Origin of the sequence: [Phormidium] sp. LEGE 05292, from assembly GCF_015207735.1 — a bacterium.
Classification (GTDB): Bacteria; Cyanobacteriota; Cyanobacteriia; order Cyanobacteriales; family Aerosakkonemataceae; genus Floridanema.
The window spans coordinates 1-14380 of the sequence record NZ_JADEWG010000154.1 but is presented as its reverse complement, the minus strand read 5'-3'; the positions used below and the strand labels follow the sequence as shown (position 1 = coordinate 14380).

9 protein-coding genes are annotated in these 14380 nt (G+C 39.7%); 1 reads left to right on the top strand and 8 read right to left on the bottom strand.

Translation table 11 applies throughout. The annotated features are described in order from the left end of the window. Window positions 1–169 precede the first annotated feature (169 nt). The 3 genes from bchI to IQ264_RS26920 form a co-directional block, all read right to left on the bottom strand. Window positions 170–1297: a magnesium chelatase ATPase subunit I gene (gene bchI / locus IQ264_RS26930; protein WP_228061846.1), complete on the bottom strand. Its 1128-nt coding sequence runs from the start codon at window positions 1295–1297 to the stop codon at window positions 170–172. Window positions 1298–1461: 164 nt separating this feature from the next. Next, entirely contained in the window at window positions 1462–3984 is a 2523-nt protein-coding gene (locus IQ264_RS26925) for a CHASE2 domain-containing protein (protein ID WP_193984716.1), read from the bottom strand. An 81-nt stretch (window positions 3985–4065) separates the two neighbouring features. Further along, window positions 4066–4569, bottom strand: a complete 504-nt coding sequence (locus IQ264_RS26920; protein WP_193984714.1) for a pentapeptide repeat-containing protein — start codon at window positions 4567–4569, stop codon at window positions 4066–4068. Between the two features lie 229 nt (window positions 4570–4798). Here IQ264_RS26920 and IQ264_RS26915 point away from each other — a divergent pair, with 229 nt between their 5' ends. Beyond that, window positions 4799–5683 carry a hypothetical protein gene (locus IQ264_RS26915; protein ID WP_193984713.1) on the top strand — a complete coding sequence of 295 codons (885 nt, stop codon included), beginning with the start codon at window positions 4799–4801 and terminating at the stop codon, window positions 5681–5683. A 213-nt stretch (window positions 5684–5896) separates the two neighbouring features. Here the strand turns inward: IQ264_RS26915 and IQ264_RS26910 are convergent, their stop codons facing one another. From IQ264_RS26910 to IQ264_RS26890, 5 genes are all read right to left on the bottom strand, one after another. Further along, a complete protein-coding gene (locus tag IQ264_RS26910; RefSeq protein ID WP_193984710.1) occupies window positions 5897–6742 on the bottom strand; it encodes a pentapeptide repeat-containing protein in 846 nt (281 codons plus the stop codon). Window positions 6743–6884: 142 nt separating this feature from the next. Beyond that, window positions 6885–8123 carry a DUF4214 domain-containing protein gene (locus IQ264_RS26905; protein WP_193984708.1) on the bottom strand — a complete coding sequence of 413 codons (1239 nt, stop codon included), beginning with the start codon at window positions 8121–8123 and terminating at the stop codon, window positions 6885–6887. A gap of 451 nt (window positions 8124–8574) precedes the next feature. After that, on the bottom strand, window positions 8575–9618 hold the full coding sequence (locus IQ264_RS26900; RefSeq protein WP_193984706.1) for an isochorismatase: 1044 nt from the start codon (window positions 9616–9618) through the stop codon (window positions 8575–8577). An 11-nt stretch (window positions 9619–9629) separates the two neighbouring features. Then, complete coding sequence (locus IQ264_RS26895; protein ID WP_193984703.1) at window positions 9630–12155, bottom strand: FkbM family methyltransferase; 2526 nt, start codon at window positions 12153–12155, stop codon at window positions 9630–9632. Between the two features lie 16 nt (window positions 12156–12171). Further along, the gene (locus tag IQ264_RS26890) at window positions 12172–14052 is read right to left on the bottom strand and encodes a tetratricopeptide repeat protein (protein ID WP_193984701.1); all 1881 of its coding nucleotides are present in this window, start codon (window positions 14050–14052) and stop codon (window positions 12172–12174) included. Window positions 14053–14380: the final 328 nt, after the last annotated feature.

The window sequence follows — 14380 nt, the reverse complement described above, 5'->3', positions numbered from 1 at the left end:
ATTAACCGGATGGGGGGACAAGGGGACAAGGAGACAAGGGGACAAGGGGAAAGATGATTTTTCCGTTGTTTGCATTATCTCTCCTTCACAAATCAATTTCTCCGTTGAAAATGAATTAGCCCTGCCCCTACCCCCCCTTAAAAAGGGGGGAATGACTCAAGCTGTGAAGTTATTCTGTAACTTCTAAACCGAACACCCGATTAAAAGCTTTTTCTACCTTATAACCAGAATCAATTGATTCTAGAGGATCTTTCCGCAAACGGTGACGCAAACATAAGCGAATTACTCTACGAATGTCATCAACCGTTACTTGTGTTCTTCCCTCGAACGCTGCTATTGCTTTGGCGGCGCGATTAGTTACAATGTCACCACGCAAGCCGTCAACATCTAATTCGGAACAAACTTCTGAGATTTTTACCCGCAAATCGTAGTCGATTTCTACTGAGGGTAATAACTCTTTCGCTTTGAGCAATTTTTGTTGCAAAGCTTCTTGTTCTTGGTGATATTTTTCGGTAAAGTTTGGTGGGTTTTGGTCAAACTCGGCTCTTTGTTCGACAATTTGAACTCGCAGTGCAGGTTCTTTGACTGTGCGAATTTCGGCGTGCATTCCAAAACGATCGAGCAATTGCGGACGCAACTCCCCTTCTTCGGGGTTTCCCGATCCTACCAAAACAAAACGTGCTGGGTGTCGGATGGAAATTCCTTCTCTTTCTACAGTGTTCCATCCCGAAGCCGCAGAATCCAGCAAAACGTCTACTAAGTGATCGTCCAACAAGTTGACTTCATCAACGTAGAGGATACCACGATTAGCTTTGGCTAAAAGTCCCGGTTCAAAGGCTTTCACACCTTCGGAGAGTGCTTTTTCAATGTCGATCGTACCGCAAACCCGGTCTTCAGTTGCCCCTAAAGGCAAATCAACCATCGTTACCTTTTTCTTGGCTACAGGAATTTCCGCTTGTTGCGCGATGCGTTCCCGTACTGCATCACTCATTAAATCGGGATCTTCAGGATGGCTGTTGAAAGGATCGTCGGCTACTACCTCAATCTCTGGGAGTAAGTCAGCCAGAGCGCGAATCGTGGTAGATTTACCAGTACCGCGATCGCCCATAATCATCACACCGCCAATGTAAGGATCGATTACATTTAATAGCAGTGCTAATTTCATCTCTTCTTGACCAACAATAGCTGTAAACGGGAAAACTACCCGTCTCGTGGCTGGTTTAATATTATTTGTACTAGCTGTGGCAGTCGGACTCAACGCGGTTTCCTCAAAAGTGCTCAATTTGTCATGTGTCATTTGTCATGCGTCATTTGTGATTGGGATATTTTTCATGATGAATCTTTGGGAAATTGCATCATTTGTCCTTTGTAATAACCAAATGACTAATGACCAATGACTATGAAACCAATGACTAATGACCAATCGTTTTTCATTGTGCCACAGAGTATCGTCATCAAACCTTAGCTTTTGTAGGTTTCTGGATCGAACTGTGTCGAAGCATTATCTAATTGTTCTTCCGCTTTCGTTGATTGGTTGTTAACTGGGAAATGGTTCCAGGATGGCATTACGGAGGTTGTATCATATTCTGTGGTGGGTAGAATGGCGGTTTTTTCTTCAAAATCAGGTTCTTCGATCGATTGATTGAGGTTATGGCGATCGATCTTTTGGATATCTGTCAGTACAGCTAACGCTGACTGATAGCGATCGCTAAAATGATACTGCACCATCCGATCCAAAATTGCTGCCAACTCATTGCTAGTCTTAGCTAAATGTCGCCAATTCAAATTCCCCGTTTCCAGATCTTGCTGTAACACTAAATCATGGGGTTGAATTCCTGTAAGTGCTTGAATTCCAATCATTCCTAATGCGTAAAGGTCACTTGCAGGGCGGGGATGTCCGACTAATTGTTCTGGGGGTGCATATCCCCTGGTACCTATTGCTACTGTTTGGCTTTCTGTTTTCCCACCTTCTGTAGGTAACATTTGCTTCACAGCACCAAAATCAATTAACACTAATTTTCCATCTGAAGAACGTCTAATAATGTTTCCCGGTTTCAAATCCCGGTGAATTACATGATGTTGATGAATAAAATTTAAAATGGGCAAAATATTTTCTAGTAAATCGATCGCTTTTGTTTCTTGCCATCTGCGATCGACATACAATTCTTCACTTAGGGGTTCTCCTTCTACATACTCTTCTACTAAATAAAACTCGCCTTCTTTTTCGATATAATCTAGCAAGGTCGGAATTTGCTCGTGCTGTCCTAAAACTTCTAAAATTCTAGCTTCCGTTTGGAATAAACGCCGCGCCACTTCCAGAAATTTACTATCTCTTCTAGCTGGCATCAAATGTTTAACTACACAAATAGGACTGTCTGGAAGTTGCAAATCCTTCGCTAAATAAGTCCTGCCAAATCCACCTTGACCTAAGACTTTAATAATTTCATAACGGTTACTAAATTGGGGAGAAATTTCACTAAGACTTTTCGGAGGGCATAAGGGGGTAGTCGCCTCAGTTGTTTCACTTTCAGTAATATCAGGCTTTTGTAAATTAGTAGCAATATTGCCTTTGTACATGGTGGATAAAAGCTCAATTGTTTCTTCTCTTTCTTTTACCCAATTGAGCATTTTTTCTCGTTCTTGTTGCATTCGGTAAGCAGCAATTACTACCACTGTTCCACCAGTAGTCACCATGCTTAATGCTGCTGGGACTAAAGGCACCCATCCAGAATACAACCAAACACAAAAGCAAACGCTACTTAAAACCCCGAAAGCGGCAATTCCCGAAACTCCCAATAATAAAGGATGACGCAGTTTCCAAGCACCCACGCCGCCAATGATTGCCCAACTCCAAATCCATAAAGCTTCTGCCCAATCAGGCCAATACCAAGGTAAAGTACGATTATCTAAAACTGCACTAATAATTTGATTGACAATTTGAGCATGAACTAACACTCCTGGCATTTTATGTTGTTGGGTTTGGGCGGCGCTATAAGGTGTATAAAATGCGTCATCAATACTTGCAGCGATCGTACCGATCAACACGACGCGATCGCGTATCCACTCCCCAGGAACTCGATCGTTTAAAACTTGTGTTAGGGTAACTTGTCTGGCTACATTTTCAGCCGAGTTATATTTGAGGATAATTTGATAACCACCTACATCTGCGCCTTGATAACCACCCGCATTACTATCTAAGCGAGGAAACAATACAGGCTTAATTTTTGCGCTATTTTCTCCTGTTTTGCTGTTACGAAATCCTAATGTTCCCGATGGGTTTTCTTTGAAAGATTCAATACCTGCAAAAGTCAGATATCTACTAGCTAATTGATAACTGAAAGCCGAAGATGTGGTACATTTTCCCTGTTTTTTTATAGCAAATAATAAAGCTCTACGAATTACACCATCTGGGTCAATTATTAAGTCGTTAAAGCCTACTTGTTTGGGGGATAATGCTTTCGGAGGTGCGACTCCGGGACTGTTTAGTTCACTTTGTTTACAAATGGCTACTAAGCGATCGCTTTTTTCTAAATATTTAACTAAGCGATCGTGTCCCGGTGGTACTGGTAAATCTCGGTAAATATCTAAACCAATTACACGGGGTCGATGTTTTTCCAGTTTAGTAAGTAACTCGGCCATTTTACCATCAGGAATCGGCCATTGACGAAGGTTTTGAATATCTTGTTCGGTGACAGCTACGACTAATAAACGTGAATCAGTTTTTTTTGCAGAGTGCGATTTCCCATTGGTTTCTCGCGTGGCAAATCGCACAAATTGATCGTAAGTTCCTAACTCCAAAGGCTCCATTTTTAATGCTAACCGCAAACCTGGTATCGAAAGAGTCACCCCTTGTCGTAACCCAAGTATTAATGCTGTTACACCAACACTTGCCAAAATTACAGGTTTATAGGTGATTGGCGAACTGTTGGGACGTTGCCAATGAGACAATAGGTGACGTAATTTACCAGAAAATTTAGCTAGCACTGTATTTTGGTGCAAAAAGGGTGAACGCGAACAAAATATGCGTGAATATTTCGGTAAAAAATATAGCCTTAGATTTTCATCCTAGCGCACTGGTTCGGGTGATTGCTTAGGTGGAGTTGGCACTGGTTGAGGTTGGGAAGTGGCGTTTGTTGCTGGATTTTTGACTGTACCATTAGGCATAATGGTGGCTTTAAAAGTAGCACCCGTAAAATCTACACCTGTAGTTCCAGTAAATTTGGCTCTGAACAAATTAGTCTCTGTGAGATTGGTGTAACTAAAATCAGCACTACTCAAATTAGCACCAATTAGTACGGCTAAGGTAAGATTAGCACCTCTAAGAGTAGCATAACTTAAGTTAGCACCAGCTAGCATACTATTTCTCAAGTTAGCATTGCTTAAATCGGCTCCAGTCAGATTTGCATCACTGAGATCCAAATTCTTCAAGTCTTCCCCGCTTAAGTCACAACCGGGACATTGTTTAGTATTTATTAGTCGTTCCACAGGGTCAATTTCTTGTGCTGAAGTCGCTAATCCTATCATTAAGGAAGCTAACAAGGATACCGTTAAGAAAATGTTTCTGTTCATAAGCAAAATTCTAATTTAGCTGAATAATAGCAGTCTCTTGATTTTAGATTTTAGATCCCGATTGTTGTTAAATTTTGCTTTGGTGTAAAAAGTGACTTTTGGACTGGCGATCGCTAAATAAAAAAACTTAATAAAATAATATTTAATATTATTTTATAGAGACTTGACAAATCACCTTTAAAATGCAATTTTTAGCAAAGAAAACAACAGTAATTTAGGGGCGAATAAAATGAGTTACGCCATTTTTGATGAAGCAACATACTTGGCAAATTATCCTGATGTTAAGTCAGCAGTTGCCCAAGGTTTATTGGCTTCAGGATTACAACATTTTCAATTATATGGCATCAAGGAAGGTCGAATTGCGGTATCACCTTTGTGGGATGAACAAAAATATTTAAATGCTAACCCCGATGTTAAAGCAGCCGTAAATAATAAAACCCTTTCGTCAGGTTTACAACATTTTATTTTGTATGGAGAAACCGAACGGCGACTAGGTGCAACGATCGTAGATACAACGCCGGGATTTAACGAAGATTATTATTATGTACTATATCCCACAGTGTCGCGGGCAGTAGCTTCTGGACAAAATATTTCCGCCCAAAGTCAATACCTTCGTAATGGCAGATTTGACGGAAATACCGCTTTCTTTTCGGGAACTAGCGGTAGTGATATTATTACCGGACTAGGGCCTTCAGGAAGTGCCATAGTAGGTATTAGTGTAGATATTAATGCGACAGTTACAGGTAAACCAGACCCAATTTCTAGAAGTTTAGGAACTGGAGAAGTAGATGTTTTAATTGGTAGTAACGGAGCCGATAGTTTTGGCGTAGGGTTTGGCAAAAGTATCTCTAACTCAACAATTCAAAGGTTTTATATTGGACAAGGAAATAACGATTATGCTTACATCGTTAATTTTGAATCAGGAAAAGATGCGATCCAATTAGCAGGTTCACCAAATGACTATACTACTACTAGTGGTGCTTTTAGTTTCGCAGGAAATCGCACTGGTGTTAGTATTTTCTATCAAGGCGATTTGGTTGCAGCTGTGGAAGGCGTAAGTTCTCTCCAATTAGTTGGACAAGACACTACTGCGGGGTATTTCACTATAACTTAAATTGGGGACTGGGAACAGGGAAAGTTTTGTTAGCGTAGCAATGAGTAGCACGTTTTGAGTTTGTAGGGGCGGGTTTTGTCCAGAAATTGTTTGTCAGGTGCAGAAATTGTCTGCTAAACCCGCCCGTACAGAGTTAGGAAGAGAGTTATTGAGTTAAAGAGTTTCCCCTGCTCCCCTGCTCCCCTGTGTCCCTGCTCCTTTACTTCAAAGCAATTATCTTTGAATTGCTGGTGGAACAAAATCTGGTCGAGTTGATGGGAAAGGTTGATTTGGTCTGTTTCTTGCTTCTGGGCTATTAGCAATATTGCGACGAATATCATTTAATGAATCACCGGAAGCAAGTCGATTTGTCCAAGTTCTTAATCCGCTGGAATCGACATCACGACCTAAGACTTCGCGATAGATTTGATTGATTTGTGTTCTTGCTTCGTCGCTGTTAGCAATTCGAGAGCGAACATCTCTAACAGAAGTACCATTTCTTAGGGCATCAGACCAATTTCTATAACCTTGTGAATCAGGTTCTCGGCCTAAAACTTCTTGGTAAATCCGGCGAATGTCTTCTTCATAAGAGTAGTTATTGCGGGTACTATAGCGATCGCCATATCGGTTGTTGTAACCGTTATTATAGCGATCGCCATATCGGTTGTTGTAACCGTTATTATAGCGATCGCGATCTCGGTTGTTGTAACCGTTATTATAGCGATCGCCATATCGACCTTCGAGTTCAGTTCCGCTCAAATATGCGTTATCTAAAATTGCATTGCCCGTCGCTGCACCTCTAAGATTTGCATTTCCTAAATCCGCACCTCTGAGGTTAGCATTTCTTAAATTAGCTCCACTGAGATTAGCATTTCTCAGGTTCGCATCTTCTAAATTAGCACTTTGTAAATCAGCATTTCTTAAATCCCGACCTCTAAGATCTGCACCTCTTAAGTCACAGTTGCGACAACTACCAGTATCGATCAATCTGCGAACATCATTATAATTTTGAGCTTGTGCAGAATTGGAAAATCCCAAGGTAGCAAGTAACAAACTAACGGTGAGAATTTGTAATTTCATTGTCCCCGATCTCCAAATAAAATAAGTGTTCTTTAACTGAGTTCTTGCATCAAGAGGCTCCGCCTCTGTTTCTCGTTCCCAGGTTCAACCTGGGAACGAGGTTTAATGAAAAAATGGAATTTGCTGCTCCTCAGACTGGAGTTTATTTTGAAATCCCAGGAGGAGGAGTTTGTATTGACGGTGGGAAAGTAGAACCTGAGTTTCTTCTACTCGGTAAGAAGTTATCTGTTGTTGGTACATTACTTCTTGATGGTGAGTACCTCCTTGTAGGTTGCTGATAGTTTGTTGGGGGTGAATAACTCCGAGAGGGAAATCTGTCAGTTGGTGGAAAGGTAGCAGGTGCGAACCTTCTATTGGGATATGTCATTGCGGGTGAAATGTTTATCGGTACGTTTCGGTTAGGATACCGAAGCGCGGGGGAGGTGTTTGTAGGTACGTTTCGGTTAGGATACCGAAGCGCAGGTGAGGTGTTTGTGGGTAGGTTTCGGTTAGGATATCCGAGAACGGGAGCAACATTTGTGGGTAAGTTTCTGTTGGGATATCTAACAGCAGGTGCAACATTTGTTGGGTAAGTTCTGACGGGTACAGAATTATTTCTCGATGGTGAGGTTCTGATTGATGGATAAACTGTATTTGGTAGTCTCCTTCCCGGTTGTAAATAGTTGACTGATGGATTGTAATTGGGATAATTTCTATTTCTGAGAGCGCGAGCTTCGGGACTATTTTCAATGTCGCGTCGCACTTCGTATAGACTGGCACCGGAAGCTAAACGATTTGTCCAGGTTCTAATTCCATTTCGATCGGCATTTCGACCTAGTACTTCTCGGTAAATTTGATTAATTCTCGTGACTGCTTCATCACTGCGAGCAATATCATTCCGAATATCGCCCCAAGATTCTCTGTTTCTGCGTCCTCCTAACCAAGTTCTTAACCCTCTCTCATCAGGTTCACGTCCGAGAACTTCGCGGTAAATTTGGCGGATTTGATTGACTGAATAGTAACGGTTGTATCCGCGATTATATGGGTAATTGTAATAGCGATCGCCATAATAGCGATCGTTATAATACCCATAACCCGAATTGTAGGGGTTGTAATAAGACCCGTAACCCGAATGGTAGGGATTGTAGTAATTGGGGTAGTAATCACCAAACAACAAACCCCAAGACCAATACACTGAGTTGTAATAATAAGGTTGAATACCTATTTGGATATACAACTGTTTCGCATTGGCGTTCGGTAAGCTAGAACCTGACAAATTGACTTTGATTGGTTTGGCGTTAGCTACTGTCTGTTCCACATCTACTAAGGTTTCCGCAGACAATGGCTGGGTTAATCCTAAACCAATGAGTAAGCTAGTAGTTGCTATAGTTTTTAAGTTCATTTGACTTTTCTGTAATTAGTGATATTCTTTGCGGTGAAAAAGTCATGGTTTTTGACTTAATAGTTCATAGGACGATCGCACCAGCTACTCCGCAGACTAACTCTGAGTCAAAACCAGACAGTGAAGATTTTGGTTGTACTCTTTATAATTTAGGATGACAAATCGATCTGACTGTTGTCATCTTTCTTTAGTTCCCTTTAGAAGATGAACTCGTAGTTTCATTTTTCCATTAATGAAAAAAGGGCTGGTGTAACCCAGCCCTTTAAGCACCCAGATGGAATTTGCATCCATCCCATTTGTAATAACAACCTTGTTTTCACTACTGGCGGAACTTCCTCACTAGGAAATTCCGAGTTTGTCAGAGTTGATTATCCTGTAATTCTTATTTTGTCATATTCTGTCGTGGGATTACTTCGGAGTTAAAACTATGCTTAAGGAGAAAAATAAAAGTTTACAAATCTAGCCAATTGGCGATCGCATCGGTAGATTTAACAATGTGCATTCCCGCATCTGCGAACTTTTGATATGCTGCATCAGCTTGTTCTGTAAAATCAACTATTCCCGGAATCACAACTGGAGAGGTACAATCTTCCAATAAGTAGACTTTTTTGGCAAGTTTTGGGTCTTTTGCTCTGATTTCTGTCAGTAAGTCTTCCACAGTCCACGCAACGCAGTGACTTTTCGCCTGTCCCGCAACTATAACAGCATCAAATTCCCAAAGTTGGTTAATTAAATTAATATTTTTCTGGGCAATAGGTTTACCATTAGTATCTTCTAAAACCTCGGCGCGTAAGACTGAGTAATTTTCCGTTAAAGGGTTGCTACCTTTAAGCTCAAAAATGGTTTGGCTACACCGAGCAATATTATGGAAAAATAACGCTTCTTCCACTGCGGAAACTAAGGCGTGACCAATACCACCTAACATAGAATGATAAGGCCAAATTGTTAGGGGATATTTGCGATCGCCGCTCAATTTTTGCACGTAGTGAAAGGCGTGTTGTTGTAATTTTTCGTAGTCGTTATTTGCTACGTTGTAAGCAACTGCTGGGTTAACTTGCCAAACTCCAGCTTTGACATCATCAATGGTAATAACTGTTGCTGGTGTCGGGTGTTCGCCTGCTGCATTTACCCAAAATATGGGATGAAAAATTTGCATGGCAGTGTGGGTGTCTATTGTGGGTGCGATCGTATTAATTACACCCAAATTTCGGTAAATAAATTCGCATAATCTAATATTATCTTCAACCGCGCCTTTACCAGAATGTCCACCTACAAATAATTCAAATTCTGGAATACAAAATGTATTTTGTGGATCGATAATTAATAAACAAATTCGCTTTTTATCTGTCGATGCAGGCTTAATATTATGTTCTTTCGCCCAAACTTCTGCTGCTACTGCTCTTTCTTGGTAAGGTACTCGCCAAACTTCTCCTACTTTACTAACATCAAAGTGGGCTGGAATTGGTAATTCTTTAATAATTTCTCTAGTCGTCATTTCACATTTTCCTATTTATTAACATTAACTGGTTTTAGATTTTCTAATTTTAAGTCAAACTTTGGCGGCACACAAAAAATACTATTTGATTCTGCCTTACCAAAAACGTTTTCGGTATTTTGCAAATAGTTATTTGAATTATAGATAGGAATTTTATGCCAATACATTTTATAACCAAATTCAGTTATAAAATTAATTAAAGACTTATCGTTTTTAAGTTGATAGTTAATATACAGAATAGGCTGCAATCCCTTAATAGTGTTAATTGCACCTTGTAAAACAGCCAATTCCATACCCGTTACGTCTATTTTAATTAAACGACAGCGTGGCAAATTTAAACTATCAAGCGTAATAGTTTGAGCAATTTCACTTTCCCCATTTTCGGTTATATCTAATTTACTAAAATTATTGGGTTTGCTGTAATCCAATACAAGCAAGTTTATCGCTGAAAATGTATCGCTAACTGCCACATTATAACAATAGGTATTAGTAATACTATTCAAAGCTAGATTAGCGCAGAGATTTTGAAAAATCACTCTTTGGGGTTCAAAGGCTAAAACTGTTCCCTGCGTACCAACTGCTTGAGCTAAAAAAACTGTATGAACACCGATATTTGCACCAATTTCAACTACTAAATCTTTAGGTTTAATGATTTGCTGCAACAGTTCAATTTCCCCTTCTTTGTACTCTCCGTAAGCTGCCAAAGATTTACCGACTTCTAAATCGTTGATATTATAAAGTAAAACTCCGTGACGGCATTGTTTTAATTGATTAAATCCATTTGCCGGGAGTAAATTTTGCTCAGTTAATTTATTTTCCATCACTTTATCTTTTAACTCTTTGACTAATTTTTCTAATTCTAAAGCTACTTTTTGAAATACGGGATGCCAATCTCCTAATTTAGTTTGGCGAAACAAGCGTAAAGTTGGATACCAAGGGTTATCTTCTCTTTCTAACATCCATCGCCAATCAGCTACTTTCGATAACAAAACCCATACAGGTTTTCCCATTGCGCCAGCTAAATGGGCAACTGATGTATCTACACATATTACCAAATTTAGCTGGTTGATTACCGCCGCAGTATCAGCAAAATCATGAATTTTTTCGCCCATATCTTGAATTCTATCACCTAAATTTAGCACAGTTAAATCCTGCGCTCTTGCACCTTTTTGTAAACTATAAAAAGCAATACCAGGAATGTCTAAAAGTCGCAGAAAATTTAGTAAACTACAAGAACGATTACGATCGTTAGTATTACCTGGATTTCCCGCCCAAACTATGCCGATTTTGAGATAAGTTTCTGGGGGTGATTCTAAAATAATCGAAGTAGTTTTTGGCGGAAATAAATAGGGGATATTTGTGGGAATTGTTGCGGCGGTAGTACCCATCAAATAAGGTAAACTCATTGTGGGCGCACAGTAATCATATTCAACTGTTGTTCCCGAAGTTACTATTTGCTCAATGCCTGGAACAGTGATAAATAATCGATATAATTCTTCGTAGCAAGCTAATGTTATATGTGCGCCTTGTTGAGCAATTAAAGGGGCGTAGCGGATAAAATGAATGTTATCACCAAAACCTTGTTCGCAAAGGAGGAGAATTTTTTTGCCTTGTAAATCTCCACCGTGCCAAACTGGTTGAAATGATGCAATTTTGCGATATTCTTTAGTGTACCAACGCCATTCATATTCCGCAAATCCAATGGCAAATTCTCCTTTGATTAATAAACTGATACCTAAATTTTTATGAGCTTCGGCGAAGTTGGGATCTAAAGTTAAGGTATATTGTAATTGTGCGATCGCATCCTCTAACCTATCCAGATATTTGAGAGCATTAGCATAGTTATAATGTGCTTGCAAGTAGTTAGGATTTAATCCTAAAGCTTTTTGGTAACAAGCGATCGCTTCTTCCGCTTTCCCCTGAGATAGTAAAACATTACCCAGGTTGTTATAAGCATCTATATAATTATGGTTTAAAGCTAAAGATTTTTCATAACAAGTAATAGCTGTTTCTAAGTTTTTAGTTTCTTCAAAGGCGTTACCTAAATTATTATGCGCCTCTGCATATTCGGGATTTAATCTAATTGCTTCTTGGTAGCAACTAATCGCTGCTTCGATATAACCTTCTTCTTGCAAAACCAAACCTAAGTTATTATGAACTTCGGGAAAGTTTGGTTTTAACGATATACTTTTTTGATAATGAATTTTCGCTACTGCTAAATCACCTTTAGCTTTGCAAGCGTTACCCAAATTATAATAAGCTTCTGGGTATTTAGGATTTAGGGTAACAGCTTTTTGATATGCTGTTATTGCCTCTTCCAACTGATTCCTCGCTAACAAACAATTTCCCAAATTGTTATACACTTCGGCTAAATTGGGATTTAAGTAAATAACTTTCTGGTAATAAGTAATCGCTTGTTCTAAATTACCGTTAATTGCCCATAGATTAGCCAAATTTTTATAAGCTTCCCAATCTTGAGGATTTAAGTCAATAGACTTTTGGTAAAAAGCGATCGCCTCAGCAAAATTATTTCCCATTTTACCTCACCTTTATTTAAGAATCTTGGTATTCTCTCAACAATTGGGGTATATAATCATATCCATCTACCCCTATTTGCCGGAGAAATTGCGATCGATTTTTTTGCAACACATTTTGGAAAGCATCCGCACCAATTTGTCCTTTAATAATTGTGAGTAACCCTGCGGCTTGTCGCCATTGCGGAGAAGAAATTCGCTCTAAAAGATACATTCCTATTGTACCAAAGTAAATTGCTTTCTCCATTGCTTGTAAACTATAATTAGCCTCAGCCAAATAAGCAAAATTCAGCCCTTGCAAATACAAATCTCCTGAAATTCCCGCCGCTTGATAGCCAGTTTCTAAATAAGAAATAGCCGCTTCAGGTTGAGATAAAACGATGTAAGCAATTCCCAAACTTGTACAACAAAAAGCTTTACTTTGTTGGATTGTATATCCAGCCAGATAGCTATCGCTTAACCTTTCTAATAAATCTAAACCTTGCTGTAAATAATTAATTGCCCCCTCATAAACTTCCGTGTTTAATCGATCTAATTCTTGGGCTTGAAAAACTTCGCTGTAACCGAGATTTGCTAAAGCATTAGCTTCTCCCAAGCGATCGCCACTTTGCCGACTTAAAATCAACGCCCTTTGACTGTAACTAATCGCCTCTGAGTAATTTTTTTGCGCTACATATATCCGGCTAATGTGATTAAAATTGGCAATTTCGCAAGCTCGATCCTCCGCCGAACGTGAAATTACTAAAGCTTGTTCATGGAATGAGATAGCCCGATCGTATTGTCCGATCGCTCCAGAAGAATAACCCAATAAAGTGAGAATTCGTGCTTTTTCTTGCGTACCCTCAACCCTTCGCAAAGGTTCATCCAAATAACTGATTGCCGATCGCAAATAATCGCCGCTAAAAGAAGCAAAAATCCCGCCATACAAAGGAAAGTATTTCTGTTGCGCGAAAGTTCGGAGAATTTGCAACGTCACTTGAAAGCAACCATTACTTAAAGTATTTCTGGAACTAAAACCGCTAGCCAACTGCGACCAAATTAACGCAAAAGTAATAAAAGTAGAAATCGAAAGCTTTGCGCCAAATTTAGCATCATAAACAAGTTTGTCAAACCAATTAACCAAACCTCTTTGTAAACATTGTAAAATTACCGCCAATTCCACAAAAGCTGAAATTTCCACACTTTGTTGAAAAACAAATTCTGTAATAGACTGATTTAATGCTAAACTTTGAAATACTGCTTTAGGAAAGGAATTGTCTAATAAAGATGCCCATAAACTCCAAGGGCCACTTTCCCCAGGCACACCTTCAAAACCTAATTTGCCTCGACTTTGATCGTAAATCCAGCTAACTAAATGTTCTTGTAACTTGCCCCAAGATTTTAAACCCTCAGTCAAGCCTAAAGCTAATTCTTGAAGTTGTGCATTCGTTTCAGAATCAGAAGAGTTTTGGGCTTGTTTTTGCAGCGAAGTTGCTAATTGCTGAATTTGCTCTAAGTTTAAAGCTTGGGCTTGATTTGGATCGATCGCCTGCAACAAAGCAATTAATCGATTGTCAGCTTCAGTATTCACAATAGCATTCGTAGCCGTAGCGATCGCCGAAGCCACCAGATTTTCCTGGTGATACCGCTGCCATTCTCCTTCAATTGTTTGCAGTGCCCGCAAAGTTCGGGTGGCTTTTGCTTGCTTCAGTTCATCCGTAGGGTTGTCAATTTCCGACTGTGTAGCGTTAACGCGATCGGTCAAACATTGCTCAAAAATTTCTCCAGTTCCCGCCGCAATACCGCGCAGCAACATCTGATAAACCTGCTGTTTCGAGCGAATTTTTCCCTTCAAGGTAGTTTGGACAATCTCATCAATTAAAGCGAAATAGCGATCGCGCAGAGAAAGAGAATCGGACATAAGCTTGTGCAATCGGGGTATTGCTTTAAGATAGCTCGAAAACCACAACTTCTGGGAGAAACAACTCAGCAATTTAGATATATGTTCATCAAATTGACGTACCAACGTCACAATTTTGACAACTCAATCAGCCAATATTAAAAATAAGTTTCGTATTGCTCCTCACACACTAAAAGAAAAAAGCCTGGAATTCATGCTTCCAGGCTCTTTTATTTTTATAAAGGCTCCAAGGCTCCAAGGCAGAAGGGAAGTTTTGAGTTTTGAGTTAGGGAAATAGTTCTAAGTTAATGAGCTTCCCCCCATCTCCCCATCTCCCCATCCCCTAGAC

Excerpts from the sequence above, each read along its gene's own strand:
- bchI (WP_228061846.1), bottom strand. The coding sequence starts at position 1,297 with ATGACACATGACAAATTGAGCACTTTTGAGGAAACCGCGTTGAGTCCG.
- IQ264_RS26895 (WP_193984703.1), bottom strand. The coding sequence starts at position 12,155 with ATGGGAAATAATTTTGCTGAGGCGATCGCTTTTTACCAAAAGTCTATT.
- IQ264_RS26915 (WP_193984713.1), top strand. The coding sequence starts at position 4,799 with ATGAGTTACGCCATTTTTGATGAAGCAACATACTTGGCAAATTATCCT.
- IQ264_RS26910 (WP_193984710.1), bottom strand. The coding sequence starts at position 6,742 with ATGAAATTACAAATTCTCACCGTTAGTTTGTTACTTGCTACCTTGGGA.
- IQ264_RS26920 (WP_193984714.1), bottom strand. The coding sequence starts at position 4,569 with ATGAACAGAAACATTTTCTTAACGGTATCCTTGTTAGCTTCCTTAATG.
- IQ264_RS26890 (WP_193984701.1), bottom strand. The coding sequence starts at position 14,052 with ATGTCCGATTCTCTTTCTCTGCGCGATCGCTATTTCGCTTTAATTGAT.
- IQ264_RS26900 (WP_193984706.1), bottom strand. The coding sequence starts at position 9,618 with ATGACGACTAGAGAAATTATTAAAGAATTACCAATTCCAGCCCACTTT.
- IQ264_RS26905 (WP_193984708.1), bottom strand. The coding sequence starts at position 8,123 with ATGAACTTAAAAACTATAGCAACTACTAGCTTACTCATTGGTTTAGGA.